The organism is Scleromatobacter humisilvae, assembly GCF_023231945.1.
GTDB classification, from domain to species: domain Bacteria; phylum Pseudomonadota; class Gammaproteobacteria; order Burkholderiales; family Burkholderiaceae_C; genus Scleromatobacter; species Scleromatobacter humisilvae.
In genome coordinates, this window is sequence record NZ_JAJLJH010000001.1 from 50769 (window position 1) to 65442 (window position 14674).

The window sequence follows — 14674 nt, forward strand, 5'->3', positions numbered from 1 at the left end:
CCCAGATAATCTGGGCCATGCAACTCCCATTGAACGCGATGCGCGCCTTCGAGGCGGCGGCCCGGCACCTGAGCTTCACGCGCGCCGCGCTGGAGCTGCACGTCACGCAGAACGCCGTCAGCGCGCAGGTCAAGAACCTGGAAGCGCGCCTGGGCACGCCGCTGTTCCGGCGCCTGCCGCGCGGGCTGGCGCTCACCGACGAAGGCCAGGCACTGCTGCCGCTGCTGAGCGACAGCTTCGAACGCATGCACGCGGTGCTGGAGCAGTTCGAGGGCGGGCTGCACCGGCAGGTCGTCACCGTGGCCGTGGTGGGCACGTTCGCGGTCGGCTGGCTGCTGCCCCGGCTCCCGGCGTTCCAGCGCGCGCATCCGGCCATCGCGCTGCGCCTGCTGACCAACAACAACCGCGTCGACCTGGCGGCCGAAGGCCTGGACTGGGCGATCCGCTTCGGCGACGGCGCCTGGCACGGCACCGAGGCCCAGGCGCTGATCGCGCCGCCGCTGTCGCCGGTCTGCGCGCCCGCGATCGCGCGCCGCCTGCGCGCGCCCGCCGACCTCGCGCGCGAGACGCTGCTTCGCTCGTACCGCGCCGACGAATGGACGCGCTGGTTCGCCGCGGCCCGCGTGGCGCCGCCGCTGCTGCACGGCACGATCTTCGACTCGTCGATCACGATGGCCGAGGCCGCGGCGCAGGGCGCGGGCGTGGCGCTGCTGCCGCCCGCGCTGTTCGGCGAGGCGCTGCGCAGCGAGCGCCTGGTGCAGCCGTTCGACATCGGCGTGACGCTGGGCAGCTACTGGCTCACGCGCCTGAAGTCACGGCCCGAGACCGACGCGATGCGCACGTTCGCGGACTGGCTGCAGGCCTGCATCCGCGTCGACGCGAATACGCCTAGCGCGAGTGCGCGCGACGCGTGACCAGCGAGATCGACAGGCCCACGAGCATGTGCGCCAGCAGCCCGGTGGCCGTCGTGAGCAACGGGAAGCGCATCGGATACGGATAGGCCGACAGCGGCAGCACGATGAAGTTCATCACGCCGTAGATCGCCACGCCGTAGGCCAGCCCCGCGGTGACCGGCTCGTCGCGCAGCCACGCCCAGCGGCGCGCGACGCCGAAGAACAGCGCCGCGGCGACGATCACGATGCCGTAGTGCAGCGCAAGGCCCAGCGCGGCCGCCGGCCAGCCGCCGTCGTAGGCGGACTTGCCCAGCAGCCCGCTGGCCACCGTCTGCAGGATGCGTTCGGCGGAGACGCCCTTCCAGCCGTAGTACAGGATCGCGTAGACGATGTCGCAGGTCGCGCCCACGGCGCCTGCCAGGACGACCAGGCGCGCCGCGCGCGCGGGCGCGGGCGTCACGCGGCCTCCCTGGCGGCGACTTCCGGTGCCTTGCCGTGGCGCAGCGCGCTCGCCAGCATCCGCGCGACCTGCGTGCGCGTCTCCTCGTGCACGAGGTAGTGCGTGTGGAACACCGGCGAGGCGTCGAACTGCGCCGGGCAGCGCTCGGGCGTCGCGCGCAACGCGTCGTTCTCGGCGGCGCGGCCGCCGAGCGCCGACAGCCGCTGCACCAGGCCGTCGCCCTGCTCCTCGGCGCCCATCACGTCCTCGAACAGCCAGTCCCAGGCCTTCTCGTCGACGCCCGAACCCGGGCCCCAGTGCGAGCCGACCAGCCACATGCCCTCGGGCAGCTCGGTGGCCGGGCGGCCGCGCATCATGCGCAGCACGCCGGCAGGCTCGACGTCGTGGAAGCCGGGCGGCACGTCGTAGGCCAGGCCGCGCTCGAGGTTGACGAGTTCGGCCAGCGTGTCGCGGTTCATCCACGGCGCGCCGAGATGGCGCAGGCCGCCCACGGCCGCCGCCAGGCCGTGCCAGCGATGGCCGACGCGCTCGAAGACCTGCGTGCCCAGGTGCGGGCTGCCGAGCGTGACGGCCGCGAAGGTCCAGCCCTGGCCGCCGAAGGCCCTGCGCAGCGCCGGCAGGCCGAAGCGCGCGACGTTGCCGCCGCGCGAGTGGGCGACCAGGACGATGTGCCTGCTCGCGCCGCGCGGGCTCCCGGCGATGCACTGCTTGCGCACCGCCGCGACGAGATGGGCCACGTTCTGTGCGATACCCAGGAAGGTATCGTGCTCGAAGCGCCAGGTGGCGCGCTCGTCGAGCGTGGGCAGGCCGGGCCAGACACCCTTCGCGCTCGGCGCGGGCGGCGGCGCGCTGGACAGCGCCGCCGTGTCGTACGCCGCCGCGGTGGCCGCCAGCGACAGCTCGCGCGCCATCGGGCTCGCGGCGGCGGCCTTGCTGCCGGGCTCGGCGCGGAGGTCGATCGGCCCGGATGTCACCGGCTGCCCGGCCTCGATGGCCTTGGCGACCGCGCGTGCCTTGGTGTTGAGCGCCGCCTCGTAGCAGCTGCGCGCCGAGCTCAGGCCGCCGTGGATCACGACCACCTGTGCCTGCGTGCGTCCTTCCGCGGGCTGCGTGGCCAGGCGGCTGGCCGGCCGCAGCGAGGCGCCCCGCTTCGCGTCGCGCGCCAGCGTGCGCGTGTCGGCCGGCACGCCCAGTTGCTCGGTCCACCACGCCTCGTCGCCCTTCAGTCGCGCGGCGAAGGTGGGGTCGCGATCGCGTTGCGACGGCGTGCCGATGCGGCCCAGCAGCTTGTGCCACCACAGCGTCGCCGAGGTCTGCCAGCGCTCGGCGCGCGTCAGCTCGCGCTCGAAGCGCAGCACCGGCACGGCCACCAGCCAGCCGACGCCCGGGTGCACCTTCAGCACGACGTCGGGGTCGGCCTGGCGATCGGGCATGGGCGTGTCGACGGCGCGCCCGTCCTTGAGCGTCATCAGCCGCAGCGAAGGGCTGCCCGCGTCGCCGCGCTGTGCGCAGGCGTGACGCGCGGCCGCCTGCGGGTGCACCGCGCCACGCACGCCCCAGTAGGCGCGGGTCTCGATGTCCAGCGTCACGTGCACGGTGTGATGCAGCCAGGCGCCGGGCAGGTTGCGCGCGACCAGGCCGGCCAGGGCCTCGCGGGTGGCTGCCAGCGGCAGCGTGATGCGGTACGGCCTGCGATCGCGCACGGCGAGCGGCCAGGCCCACCACAGCGGCAGGTGGACGTCGAGGCGCCGATGCTCGGAGCGCCGGTCGCTCATCGCCGCCTCGTCGCCGACGGCCGGCTGCCAGTGGCGCGGATGATCCGTGCCTGGCAGGCCGCCCCAGGCCGCGCTGAGGTCGGCCTCGTGCGCCAGCAGCTGCGCGATGCGCACGGCCGCGTCCTCCTGGCCGGTGCCCAGCAGGCCGCGGCCCTTCTCGTTGAAGTGGTCGAGCACCGCGCGCGCGGACAGCGGCCCGTCGATGCGCATCGCGCGCGGGGTCGAGTCGGGAGCGGTGGTCATTCTTCTTCCTCAGCGTTGGCCGAGCTTGAACGCGATCATCGCGCGCAGCTTGGTGGGGACGACCGGCTTGAGCAGCAGGTGGAAGTCGTGCGCCTGGGCCTCGCCTTCCTGGTTGGACATCAGGCTGCCGGTGACGATCACCGCCGGCAGCGACTTGCCGAACGCGCCGCGCATCGCATCGATCACCTCGAGGCCCGTGTGGCCGCTCTCGAGGCGGAAGTCGACGATCAGCAGGTCGGGCCGGATCATCTTCTGCGCCGCGGCGGCGCCGGCCCACTCGGCGGCGGCCGCGTAGCCGTCGAACGCAACGACGTCCGCGCCCCAGCTCTTGAGCAGCACCTGCAGGCCGCCCAGCACCGACGGGTCGTCCTCGACGATCACGATCAGCTTGCGATCCAGCGTCAGCCCCAGCGCCGCGCTGCGCGGCAGCGACGGCTCGGTCGGCTTGGGCCGGTGGCCCAGCGGGATCTCGATCGAGAACATCGTGCCGCGGCCGGCCACCGAGCGCAGGCGCAGCGGCGCGTCGAGCACGCGCGCGAGGCGTCGCACGATCGCCAGGCCCAGGCCCAGGCCCTTGCGCTGCGTCGGGTCGAGCGGCGGCGCGTCGTTGGAGACCTGGTAGAACTCCTCGAAGATGCGTTCCTGCTCGTGCGGCCGGATACCCAAACCCGTATCCCAGACCTCGAAGCGCAGCTTGTCCCCGCGCTGGCGCGCCGCCACCACGACGCCGCCGTCGTTGGTGTAGCGGATCGCGTTGGACAGCAGGTTGCGCACGACGCGATCGAGCAGCAGCGGGTCGGCGTAGCCGAAGTGCTTGCCGCCGTGGAAGCGCAGCGCGAGGCCCTTCTCGAACGCGGTCGGCTCGTAGTGCAGCTTCAGGCGCGCGAACATCGCCTCGCAGCTGAAATTCTCCGGATGCGCCTCGACGCCGCCGGTGTCGATCTTGGTGATGTCCAGCAGCTCGGAGAACAGCCCCTCGAGCGCGTCGACCGAACTGTTGATGCTGTTGACCAGGTGTGCCACCTCCGCGTCGGCGCCCACGCGATGGCGCAGCGCCTCCGCGAACAGGCCCAGCGCGTGCAGCGGCTGGCGCAGGTCGTGGCTGGCGGCGGCGAAGAACTGCGTCTTGGCGCGGTTGGCCGTCTCGGCCTCCCGGCGCGCCTGGTCGGCGGCGACCTTCTCGACCTGCAGCTGCGCCAGCAGTTGCAGCCCGCGCTGCTTCAGCGCGACGACGCGCGCGAACGAGCGCTGGTAGCCGCGCCCGAGCATCACGGTGATGCCGAAGATCAGGAACAGGATGGCGGCGAGCGTCCAGCCGTCGTGGTCGGGCAGCAGCGCGATGCGCAGGATCATCGGCACGAACGTCAGCGCGACGAAGGCGATGAAGGCGCCGAACTGCGTGGCCAGCGCCGGCACCGCGGAGATGCAGAAGCTGTAGACGGTCAGCAGCAGCGCGGTGCGCTCCAGGTTGCCGCCGAACGGATAGAACAGCCACACCGACAGCCCCCACATCGCGCCGGTGGCCAGCACGCCGGTGAGGTAGCGGTTGCGCCAGCTGCGCAGCAGCGCCGACGATCCGCGCCAGCGCCGCAGGTAGGTGACGGTGAGCACGGCGCGCAGCACCAGCGCGGCGGCGAACAGGATCGCCCACACGGTCATCGTGAGCAGCGGCACCGCCTGGTGGTAGAGCGCGACGATCACGCCCGCGCCCACGGTGTTGCCGACCAGGCCGGTGCGCGCAAACGCATGCAGGTTGTCGACCTGGTCGATCAGCGGGTCGATCTGGCCGACGACCAGCTCGGCGTCGTCGCCGGCGGCCGTCGCGGAGGGCATCGGCGCGCGCGGCTCGAACAGCGCGTCGTTGGGCAGCGTCAGGATGGACGAGGGCGAATCTTCGCGCTTCATGAGACCACGACCGTTTTCTTCTTGCGAGGAGGAGCGACGGGTCGCAGCGACTCGTCCGGAGGCGCCCATTGTGGCAACAGGCGGCCCGACGCATCCGTCACGGCGGTGGGCGCCAGCATCGCGGCGGCCTCGGCCTCATCCGCGAAGTCGGCCTCGGTGAGCGGCACGCGCTCCGGCGGCGCGAGGTCGGTGCCGGCGAGGTAGGTGCGGCCCTTCGCGCGCGGCAGGCCGCCGGTGATCGTGTCGCCGAGGTCCAGCATGGCGCTGGTCCAGGCGCGGCGGCGCGCGAACGACGGCAGGTCGTGCATCAGCTTGGCGAGCTTGCGGCGCGGCGCGTAGATCTCGTCGACGGTGGCCTTGTAGGCCTCGATGTAGTCCTGCGCCGGCGCATGCGTGGGCTCGACGACCAGCGTGTACGACGTGAAGTCGCGCAGCAGCGCGTTCGGCAGGAACAGCGCGCGCTCGCCGCGCTCCAGGCGCCCGTTGTTCTGCGCGGCCAGCCGGTGGAAGTACGGCGTGCCGGGGAACGGCGTCTCGAACGCGAGGAAGGTCGGGATGTGCAGCCCGCTCTCGCGCAGCCGCGCGGGCAGCGAGCGGATGTAGGCGATGTCGTCGTGCTGCGGGCTGAGGATCATGCCCGCGGTGACGAGGATGCCGATCTCGCGCGCATCGTCGAGCGCGCGCTTGATCAGCGGCAGGCGGTTCTGCGGCTTGTTGAAGTCGTCGAGCGCGGCCGGGTTGAACGTCTCCAGGCCGACGTAGAGCGCGCGGCAGCCGCTGTCGAACATGCGCTGCATCAGCGCCTTGTTGGTCAGCACGTTGAACGTGACCGAGCTCGCCCACTCGAGGCCCAGCCGCTCGGTGACCTCGCACAGCTGGCGCAGGTAGCCGAGGTTGCCGGCGATGTTGTTGTCGTAGAACATCGCCATGCGCCGGCGCTTGTTCTTCAGCGGGCCGGTGACACGGCCCTTGAGCGCCTCGCGCAGCGTCACCAGGTCGTGCTCGACGCGCGAGGTCGGGCGCGTGTCGAAGCGCGTGCCCATGCCGGTGAGCACGCAGAAGTCGCAGGTGTAGGGACAGCCCCGCGTCACTTCGAGTGCGAGCGGAAAGATCTGCTGGTCGGCCACGCGATGCACCAGCGGCGTGGGCGCGCGCGCGGACGCGTCGCCGCCCGAGCGGTACAGGCGCTGCAGCTGGCGGCGCGAGGCGTCCTCGTAGACGTGCGGCACGGTGTCCTCGGGATCGCCCACGACGACCGCGTCGAACCACGGCGCGCACAGGTGCGGATACATCGACGCCATCGAGCCGCCGATCACCACCTGCGCGCCGCGCCGGCGCCAGTAGTGCGCGATCTGGCGCGCGCGGTCGAACTCGGCGTGCATGCACGACAGGAACACGAGGTCGTAGGACTTGCTCCAGTCCGGGTCGATCCAGGTGTCGTTGACGATGTCGATGTCGGCCGAATCGGGCAGCAGCGCGGCGATCAGCGGCCCTACCTGCGGCTGCAGCACGCCACGATGGTGCTGGCCGCGCCGGTGGTAGTCGACGAAGACGGAGATGATCGCGACGCGCATGCAGTCAGTGGACCTTCCACCACCGAGACCCTCGGGAAGCGAGGATCACATCCGAGCCGAACCGAGCTCCCCCTCGGGGGGCAGCGACGGGAGGAGCGAGGGGGCCCGCATTTCTCGAGCCGAACCGAGCTCCCCCTCGGGGGGCAGCGACGGGAGGAGCGAGGGGGCCCGCATTTCTCGAGCCGAACCGAGCTCCCCCTCGGGGGGCAGCGACGGAAGGAGCGAGGGGGCCGACATCCTCTAGCGGGGAACGGCGCGGCGCTCGAGGCGCTGCTGCGTCATCTGGCTGACCGCCAGCACGGCCTGCGTGCGCGAGCTGACCCCCAGCGCGCGCAGCACCGCCTGCACGTGATCCTTGACCGTCTCGACCGACAGGCCCAGGCGGCGCGCGATTTCCTTGTTGGGCTTGCCCTGCAGCAGCTGCGTGAGCACGTCGGCCTGGCGCGGCGTCAGGCCCAGTTCCTCGAACGACGGCGTGACCTGGTAGGTCGCCGTCTCGGCGGCCGGGATCGCGGGCGACGCCGCGCGGCTGGCCGGCCCTTGCGAACTGCCCAGGTGCATCGCCGGCACGTAGATGCCGCCGGCCATCACGAGGCGCAGCGCCTCGACCAGCGTGTCGTTGGAGGCCCGCTTGGGCACGAAGCCCATCGCGCCGAGGTCGATCGCCTGGATGACGTCGCTGGCGCGGTCGGACGCCGAGATCACCACCACCGGCAACGCCGGGTGGGCCTTGCGCATCTCGACGAGCACGTCGAAGCCGCTGGCGTCGCCCAGTTGCAGGTCCAGCAGCACGAGGTCGAAGTTGGCGTCGGCGGCGAGCGCGGAACGCGCCGCGCCGGCACTGCCCACGGCCGTGACCCTCACGTCCGGATCCAGCTCCTGGATCATCGCCTGCAGCGCCGACAGGATCAACGGGTGGTCATCGACCAGCAACACCTTCATGAATATCCGCTCCGACTCTCGTTATCGCTATCCCTGGTTCGTCCCGACGCGCGGGACGACGCACTCCTCGGCGCGATCCTATCGACTACACCCGGCTTTGCCGACCCCCCGATGGGGGGGGCAGGGAAAACGACTGCCGAGTCGACGCCTCGCCGCGGCTCAGGTGAAGTGCCGCGTCACCCACTCGGCCACGCAGGCCGGCTTCGCGCTGCCCTCGCGCTCGAGGGTGATCGTCACTGTCAATTGCGCACCGCCGGCGATGGCCTCGAACGCATCGAGCACGCACAGCGCGCGCAGCCGGCTGCCCACCGGCACCGGCGACGGGAAGCGCACGCGGTTGAGGCCGTAGTTGATGCTCAGGCGCACGTCCTCGAACGCCACGGCGTCGGAGAACAGGTGCGACACCAGCGACAGCGTCAGGAAGCCGTGCGCCACCGTCGTGCCGAACGGGCCGGCCGCGGCGCGCGCCGGGTCGACGTGGATCCACTGCTCGTCACGCGTGGCCTGCGCGAACTGGTCGATGTTCGATTGCTCGACGACGACCCAGTCGCTGCGGCCGATCTCCCGGCCTTCGAGGGCCGCCAGGTCGGCCAGGAGGTAGGCGTTCATTCGAGCGGCACGGCCTTGGCCGGCTGCGTCAGCCAGCGCCCCAGCGGCTCGAACTGCGCCAGGTCGCGCTCGACCTTGCCCGGCGCGACGTCGAACAGCGTCAGGCCGTGCGCGGCCAGGTGCACGTAGTTCTGGGTGTCGCGCAACGTGGTGATGAGCGGGATGCCCAGCGTGCCGACGAATTCCTGGAAGCGTTCCAGCGCGATCGTGTGCTCCTTGACGCGCATGCCCACCAGGCCCATGCGCACCTTGCCGGCGCGCTTGTGCTCGCGCAACTCCTGCAGGAAGGCGTACGTGGCCTGCATGTCGAACAGGCTCGGCTGCAGCGGCACGACGACCACGTCGGCCACCTTCAGCGCGGCGTCGAGCCGGTTGCCGTGCAGGCCGGCGGGGGTGTCGACGACGGCGTCGGTGGCGCCCTTGGCCGGCTTGGCGATCTCGTCGCGCGAGATCTCCCAAGGCAGGATGCGCCGCAGGTGCGCGGGCCGGATGTCCAGCCACTGGCGCGAGGACTGCTGGCGGTCGAGGTCGCCCAGCGTGACCACCCTGCCCTGCGACGCGAGGTAGCCCGATATCTGCGTGGCAAGCGTGCTCTTGCCCACTCCACCCTTGGGATTTGCAACGACGATGACCGACATGCGCGTTCTCTCCGGTGTGTTGTTCTAGCTCGACGGGACGCCCCGATGTTACCGAACCCGCCACAATGCGCCCCATGGCAGACGTTCTGGTGCTGGTCGCCCACCCCGACATCGCGCGTTCGCGCGTCAACCGCACGCTGGCCGCGCAGGCCCGGCTGCTGCCGTCCGACGCCGTCGAAGTGCGCGATCTCTACGCGCTCTATCCCGACTACGTCATCGACGTCGAGGCCGAGCAGGCCGCGCTGGCGCACGCGCGCACGGTCGTCTGGCTGCATCCCGTGCAGTGGTACTCGATGCCGGCGCTGATGAAGCTGTGGGTCGACGAGGTGCTGGCCTTCCGCTGGGCCTACGGGCCGGGCGGGCGCGCGCTGGCGGGCAAGTGCCTGTGGCTCGTGGTGTCGGCCGGCGGCAGCGAGACCTCGTACCGCGAGGCCGGCAGCAACCGCCACGCGTTCGAGAGCTTCCTGCCGGCCTACCAGCAGACGGCCGAACTCGTCGGCATGCGCTTCCTCGAGCCGCAGGTGTTCTACGGCGCGCACAAGGCCGAGCCCCACGAGGTGCACGCCCACGCGCACGCCTTCGCGGAGCGCCTGCTCGCGCTCGCCGGCGAGGCGCGCGCCGACGGGGTCGCCGCGCTGCCCGACGTCGGCGCCGACGAACGCCGCATCACGACGGACGACTAGATGCACAGCCACTGGACCACGCTCGCTCTCACCTACCTCGCCGCGGCGGTCATCTTCGTGCCGCTGGCGCGCCGCCTGGGGCTGGGCGCGATCATCGGCTACCTCGGCGCCGGCTTCGCGATCGGGCCGTGGGGCCTGCGGCTGGTGACCGATCCGTCGCAGATCGTCGACCTGGCCGAATTCGGCGTCGTGCTGATGCTGTTCCTGATCGGCCTGGAGCTGGAGCCCAAGCGCCTGTGGGCGATGCGCCGCCCGATCTTCGGCTGGGGCACGGTGCAGCTGATCGGCAGCCTCGCGCTGATCGCCGCGATCGGCTGGGCCTGCATGGGGTTCTGGCCGGACGGCTGGCAGCTGGCGGTCGTCGCCGGGGCGGCGCTGGCGATGTCGTCGACGGCGATCGGCCTGGCCACGCTCAACGAGCGCAACATCCTGCAGACGACGGTGGGCCAGTCGGTCCTGAGCGTGTCGCTGTTCCAGGACATCGCCGCGATCCCGCTGCTCGCGCTGATTCCGCTGATGGCGCCCGACCGCGTCGCAGGCGCCGACGCGGGCCATCCGATGATGGCCGCCGCGCGCGCGTTCGGCATGATCGCCGTCATCGTGCTGGGCGGCCGGCTGCTGCTGCGGCCCGCGCTGCGCTTCATCGCGCGCAGCCAGACGCCCGAGATCTTCACCGCCGCGGCGCTGGGCCTGGTCGTGGGCACCGCGTCGCTGATGCAGGCCGTCGGGCTGTCGATGGCGCTCGGCGCCTTCCTCGCCGGCGTGCTGCTCGCCGAGAGCGAGTATCGGCGCGAGCTGGAGACCGACATCGAGCCGTTCAAGGGCCTGCTGCTCGGGCTGTTCTTCATCGCGGTGGGCATGGGCATCGACGTGGGCGTCGTGATCCACCATCCGTGGCAGGTGGCGGCCATCGTCGCCGGCTTCCTCGTCGTCAAGACGCTGGTGCTGTGGGGCATGGAGATCGGCATCCCGATCCCGCGGCTGGAGCGGCCGATCTTCACGCTGCTGCTCGCGCAGGGCGGCGAGTTCGGCTTCGTCGTGCTGCAGGCGGCGCAGGGCCAGCAGGTGATCGCGGCCGACGAGGCCGGCGTGCTGACCGCCGCCATCACGCTGTCGATGCTGCTGACGCCGTTGCTGATCCTCGTCGCGGACCGCTGGTGGATCCCGTTCCTGACGAAGTTCAGCCCGCGCGTGAAGCTGTCCGAGATCGCCGAGCCGCAGGACGCGCCGGTGATCATCGCGGGCTTCGGCCGCTACGGCCAGATCATCGGCCGCCTGCTGTACGCCAACGGCATCAAGTCGACGGTGCTGGAGCACGACGCCGAGCAGGTCGAGTCGCTGCGCAAGTTCGGCTTCCGCGTGCACTACGGCGACGCGACGCGGCTCGACTTGCTGCGCATCGCCGGCGCCGCGAGCGCGCACGTGCTGGTGGTGGCCGTCGACGGGATCGAGCCCAGCCTCGAGCTGGTGGACATCGCGCGCGAGAACTTCCCGAACCTGACGATCGTCGCACGCGCCCGCAACGTGCAGCACTGGTACCAGCTCAACGAGCGCGGCGTGAAGTTCATCGAGCGCGAGACGCTGGACGCCGCGCTGATGAGCGGACGCAGCGCGCTCGAGGCGATGGGCTACGAGCCGCACCGCGCGCGCACGCTGGCGATGCGCTTCCGCCGCCACTCGGTGCAGCAGCTGCACGAACTCGCGCCGCACTTCCGCGACGAATCGAAGCTCGTCTCGCTGGCGCGCGCCGGCCGCCAGCAGCTGGAGCAGCTGTTCGCGAAGGAGCGGCTCGATCATCCGCCGGTCGCGCCGAACTGGGACACGTCGCATTCGACCGAAGAGGATTTCGACGAGGTGGCGCCCGCGACCAAGAGTCCATCGGAACGCTGAGATCGCCTCGCCTGGCTCGCAAGGTTGGTCTCAGGTATCGTTAAGCGAAGCCTGAGCCTGCCCTTCGATGATCAACCGATCCCCACCTCCCATCGCTCCCATCGGAGTGCCGCCCGTGCGCATCCTTCTTGTCGAAGACGACCCCCTTCTTTCCGATTCCACCGCGCGCGCCCTGCGTTCCCAGGGCTGGGTCGTCGACTGCACGGAGCGCGGCGAGCCCGTGGCCGTGTCGGTGCGGCAGGATCCGTACGACCTGCTGATCCTCGACGTCGGCCTGGCCGGCATCGACGGCTTCGAGACGCTGCGCCGCGTGCGCGCGCAAGGCTCCGACCTGCCGGTGCTGATGCTGACCGCGCGAGACGCCATCGAGGACCGCGTGCGCGGCCTCGAGAGCGGCGCCGACGACTACCTCGTCAAGCCCTTCGCGCTCAGCGAGCTGGTGGCCCGCTCGCGCGCGCTGGTGCGCCGCAACCAGGCGCGCGGCGGCAGCGTGCTGAGCCTGGGCAACCTGCGCATGGATCTCGAGGCGCGGCGTGCCTACATCGGCGAGCAGGAGCTCGCGCTGGCCGGCCGCGAGTGGTCGATCCTGCAGTTCATGCTGAGCCGCACCGGCAAGATCGTCGCCAAGGAGCAGATCATCGCGGCGATCTCCAACTGGGACGGCACGACCTCCGACAATGCGATCGAGGTGCACGTCTCGCGCCTGCGCTCCAAGCTGGAGCCGGCCGGCCTGAAGATCCGCACGATCCGGGGCTTCGGCTACCTGCTCGAAGAGGCCTGAAAGGCGTCTGCAGGGGCTGGGCGATACTCGCGCATGACTTTCGCGTCGTGAACGCGACCCGCCCGTGACCGCCCCTTCCGCTTCCACCGCCCGCGGCCCGCGCGCCCTGTTGCGCATCGACGCGCGCCCCAGCATTCGCCGCTCGCTCGTGATGTGGCTGGTGCTTCCGCTGGCGCTGCTGGTGCCGGCCACGGCCTTCCTGTTCTACCGGCTGGCGCTCGCCCCGGCGCTCGATTCGCTCGACCACGCGCTCGATGGCACGGCCCTGGCGCTGGAGAGACTGGTCAGGCTCAACGCCGGCACGCTCACGCTGGCCATGTCGCCCGAGCTCGACAGCGCACTCAGCGCCGATCGCTACGACGAAGTGCACTGGGTCGCACTCGGTCCGGACGGCCGCGTGCTGGGCGGCGATCGCCGGCTGGCCACGCTGGGCGGGCCGCCGTCGGCGGTCGACTGGCGCTTCTTCGACTCCAGCTACAACGGCCAGCCGGTGCGCGTCGCGCTGCACAGCTGGGCCTGCGTGCCGGCCGGCGCGGATCGCATCGCGGGGCTGTGCGAGGCGCGCGTGTCGGAGACGCTCAACAAGCGCCGCGGCGTCGCGCAGCAGGTGCTGGCGGCGGCGTCGTCGGCGATGCTCGTCGAGGCGCTCGTGCTCGCGGCCCTGGGCTGGCTCGCGATCGTGCGCAGCCTGAAGCCGGTCGAGCGCCTCAGCAAGGACATCGAGCAGCGCTCGCCGGAGCACCTCGGGCCGGTCGTCCGGCCGGATATCCCGCGCGAGGTCGCGCCGCTGGTCACGGCGTTGAACGACCTGTTCGCGCGCGTGGTCACCGCATCGGCCGCGGAGAAGGCCTTCATCGCCGACGCGGCGCACCAGCTGCGCACGCCGCTGACGGTGCTGCGCACGGAGACCGAGCTGGCGCTGCTGGAGTCGCATCCGCCGCAGCTCGAGGGCCTGCTGCGCCGTCTGCACATCGCCACCACGCGCGCGGCGCGGCTGGCCAACCAGTTGCTGTCGCAGGCGCGCGCCGAGCACGAGCGCCACAACTCCGCGATGGAACGCTTCGACCTCAAGCAGATCGCCACCGAGGCCGCCGAGGAATGGGTCGCGCGCTCGATGGACGCAGGGGTCGACCTCGGCTTCGAGCTCGAGAGCGCGCGCGTCGACGGCCACGGCTTCCTGCTGCGCGAGATGCTCGCCAACCTGCTGGACAACGCGATCAACTACGCCGGCCCCGGCGCGCGCGTCACGATCCGCACCGGCACCTCGGCGCGCGCGCCGGCACGCGCGGTCCTCGAGGTCGAGGACAACGGCCCCGGCATCCCCGTGCAGGATCGCGAGCGCGCGTTCGAGCGCTTCCAGCGCGGCAACGCGGGCGGCACCGGCAGCGGGCTGGGCCTGTCCATCGTGCGCGACATCGCGGGCCACCACGGCGCGCTCGCCGAGCTGCTCGACGGCCCGGGCGGCATCGGGCTGAAGGTGCGCGTGACCTTCGCGCCGCTGGACGCGTCCGCGCGCGTCCCGCGCGGGGCGCGCGCGTAGACCCTGCACCGACGCGCGGTCGCCGCTTCTTGCGACAATCGCGGCATGTTCCAGCCGTCCCAGCACGACGTCCGTCGTTTCTTCTGCGAGACCCACGCGCTCGCCGCCAGCGGCGCGCCGCTGTCGCCGATCCAGATCCTCGCCTCGCAATGGATCGCGGAGCATCCCGAGTACCACGCCGACCTGGCCGACGTCGACGCCGCGCTGGCCGCCGTGTTCGACGTCGAGGATGGCCGCACCAACCCGTTCCTGCACCTGGCGATGCACCTGACGATCAGCGAGCAGTGCAGCATCGACCAGCCCAGCGGCATCCGCCAGGCGGTGGAGCTGCTGGCGGCGCGCAAGCAGTCGCTGCACGACGCGCACCACGCGGCGATGGATTGCCTCGGCGAGATGATCTGGCAGTCGCAGCGCAGCGGCCTGCCGCCGGACGGGCACCAGTACCTGGACTGCGTGCGTCGCAAGGCCACGCGCGACTGAACCGCCTGCGGGCGATCGTCAGCCCGTGAAAGAGTCCTGTAAGTCGGCACGGGCGATGCTTGCGCCCGCCGGAGACGTCGACAAGGCGCGACCAGCGGCTGTTCGACGCCCGATTTCGGGCGTTGGACCCCTTGGCACTTCTCTCCGAATTAAGCCCATGTTAACGTCATCGGCTGATGACATGCATTCGTGCGGCCCTTTTTGTTCACAGAACCAAAAGGCGCGTTGGCAATGATTGCATAGGCAGTAATTTCTTGGGGG

At 71.5% G+C, this 14674-nt stretch carries 13 protein-coding genes; 6 read left to right on the forward strand and 7 right to left on the reverse strand.

All coding sequences use genetic code 11. The features are described 5' to 3' along the window. The first annotated feature begins 17 nt into the window (after positions 1 to 17). A complete protein-coding gene (locus LPC04_RS00255) occupies positions 18 to 914 on the forward strand; it encodes a LysR family transcriptional regulator (RefSeq protein ID WP_275680168.1) in 897 nt (298 codons plus the stop codon). On the opposite strand, the gene LPC04_RS00260 is transcribed toward LPC04_RS00255, so the two are convergent. From LPC04_RS00260 to LPC04_RS00290, 7 genes are all read right to left on the reverse strand, one after another. Then, the gene (locus LPC04_RS00260; protein WP_275680169.1) at positions 889 to 1353 is read right to left on the reverse strand and encodes a hypothetical protein; all 465 of its coding nucleotides are present in this window, start codon (positions 1351 to 1353) and stop codon (positions 889 to 891) included. The genes LPC04_RS00255 and LPC04_RS00260 overlap by 26 nt on opposite strands. After that, positions 1350 to 3371 carry a hypothetical protein gene (locus LPC04_RS00265; protein WP_275680170.1) on the reverse strand — a complete coding sequence of 674 codons (2022 nt, stop codon included), beginning with the start codon at positions 3369 to 3371 and terminating at the stop codon, positions 1350 to 1352. The genes LPC04_RS00260 and LPC04_RS00265 overlap by 4 nt, the downstream gene beginning before the upstream one ends. 9 nt (positions 3372 to 3380) lie before the next feature. Continuing rightward, entirely contained in the window at positions 3381 to 5276 is a 1896-nt protein-coding gene (locus LPC04_RS00270) for an ATP-binding protein (protein ID WP_275680171.1), read from the reverse strand. Beyond that, on the reverse strand, positions 5273 to 6850 hold the full coding sequence (locus LPC04_RS00275; RefSeq protein WP_275680172.1) for a B12-binding domain-containing radical SAM protein: 1578 nt from the start codon (positions 6848 to 6850) through the stop codon (positions 5273 to 5275). Before LPC04_RS00275 ends, LPC04_RS00270 begins: the two co-directional genes overlap by 4 nt. Positions 6851 to 7090: 240 nt before the next feature. After that, positions 7091 to 7792: a response regulator gene (locus LPC04_RS00280; RefSeq protein WP_275680173.1), complete on the reverse strand. Its 702-nt coding sequence runs from the start codon at positions 7790 to 7792 to the stop codon at positions 7091 to 7093. A 159-nt stretch (positions 7793 to 7951) separates the two neighbouring features. After that, positions 7952 to 8401, reverse strand: coding sequence for a MaoC family dehydratase (locus LPC04_RS00285; protein WP_275680174.1), 450 nt, complete (start codon positions 8399 to 8401; stop codon positions 7952 to 7954). Beyond that, on the reverse strand, positions 8398 to 9039 hold the full coding sequence (locus LPC04_RS00290; RefSeq protein ID WP_275680175.1) for a ParA family protein: 642 nt from the start codon (positions 9037 to 9039) through the stop codon (positions 8398 to 8400). The genes LPC04_RS00285 and LPC04_RS00290 overlap by 4 nt, the downstream gene beginning before the upstream one ends. A gap of 74 nt (positions 9040 to 9113) precedes the next feature. Here LPC04_RS00290 and kefF point away from each other — a divergent pair, with 74 nt between their 5' ends. The 5 genes from kefF to LPC04_RS00315 all read left to right on the forward strand — a co-directional run bounded on the left by kefF (position 9114) and on the right by LPC04_RS00315 (position 14413). Then, positions 9114 to 9722: a glutathione-regulated potassium-efflux system oxidoreductase KefF gene (gene kefF, locus LPC04_RS00295; protein WP_275680176.1), complete on the forward strand. Its 609-nt coding sequence runs from the start codon at positions 9114 to 9116 to the stop codon at positions 9720 to 9722. After that, the gene (gene kefC, locus LPC04_RS00300; RefSeq protein WP_275680177.1) at positions 9723 to 11612 is read left to right on the forward strand and encodes a glutathione-regulated potassium-efflux system protein KefC; all 1890 of its coding nucleotides are present in this window, start codon (positions 9723 to 9725) and stop codon (positions 11610 to 11612) included. 115 nt (positions 11613 to 11727) lie between these two features. Next, positions 11728 to 12393 carry a response regulator gene (locus LPC04_RS00305; protein ID WP_275680178.1) on the forward strand — a complete coding sequence of 222 codons (666 nt, stop codon included), beginning with the start codon at positions 11728 to 11730 and terminating at the stop codon, positions 12391 to 12393. A gap of 64 nt (positions 12394 to 12457) precedes the next feature. Then, positions 12458 to 13933: a sensor histidine kinase gene (locus LPC04_RS00310; RefSeq protein WP_275680179.1), complete on the forward strand. Its 1476-nt coding sequence runs from the start codon at positions 12458 to 12460 to the stop codon at positions 13931 to 13933. A 45-nt stretch (positions 13934 to 13978) separates the two neighbouring features. Continuing rightward, positions 13979 to 14413 carry a DUF1841 family protein gene (locus tag LPC04_RS00315; RefSeq protein ID WP_275680180.1) on the forward strand — a complete coding sequence of 145 codons (435 nt, stop codon included), beginning with the start codon at positions 13979 to 13981 and terminating at the stop codon, positions 14411 to 14413. The last annotated feature ends 261 nt before the right edge of the window (positions 14414 to 14674 follow it).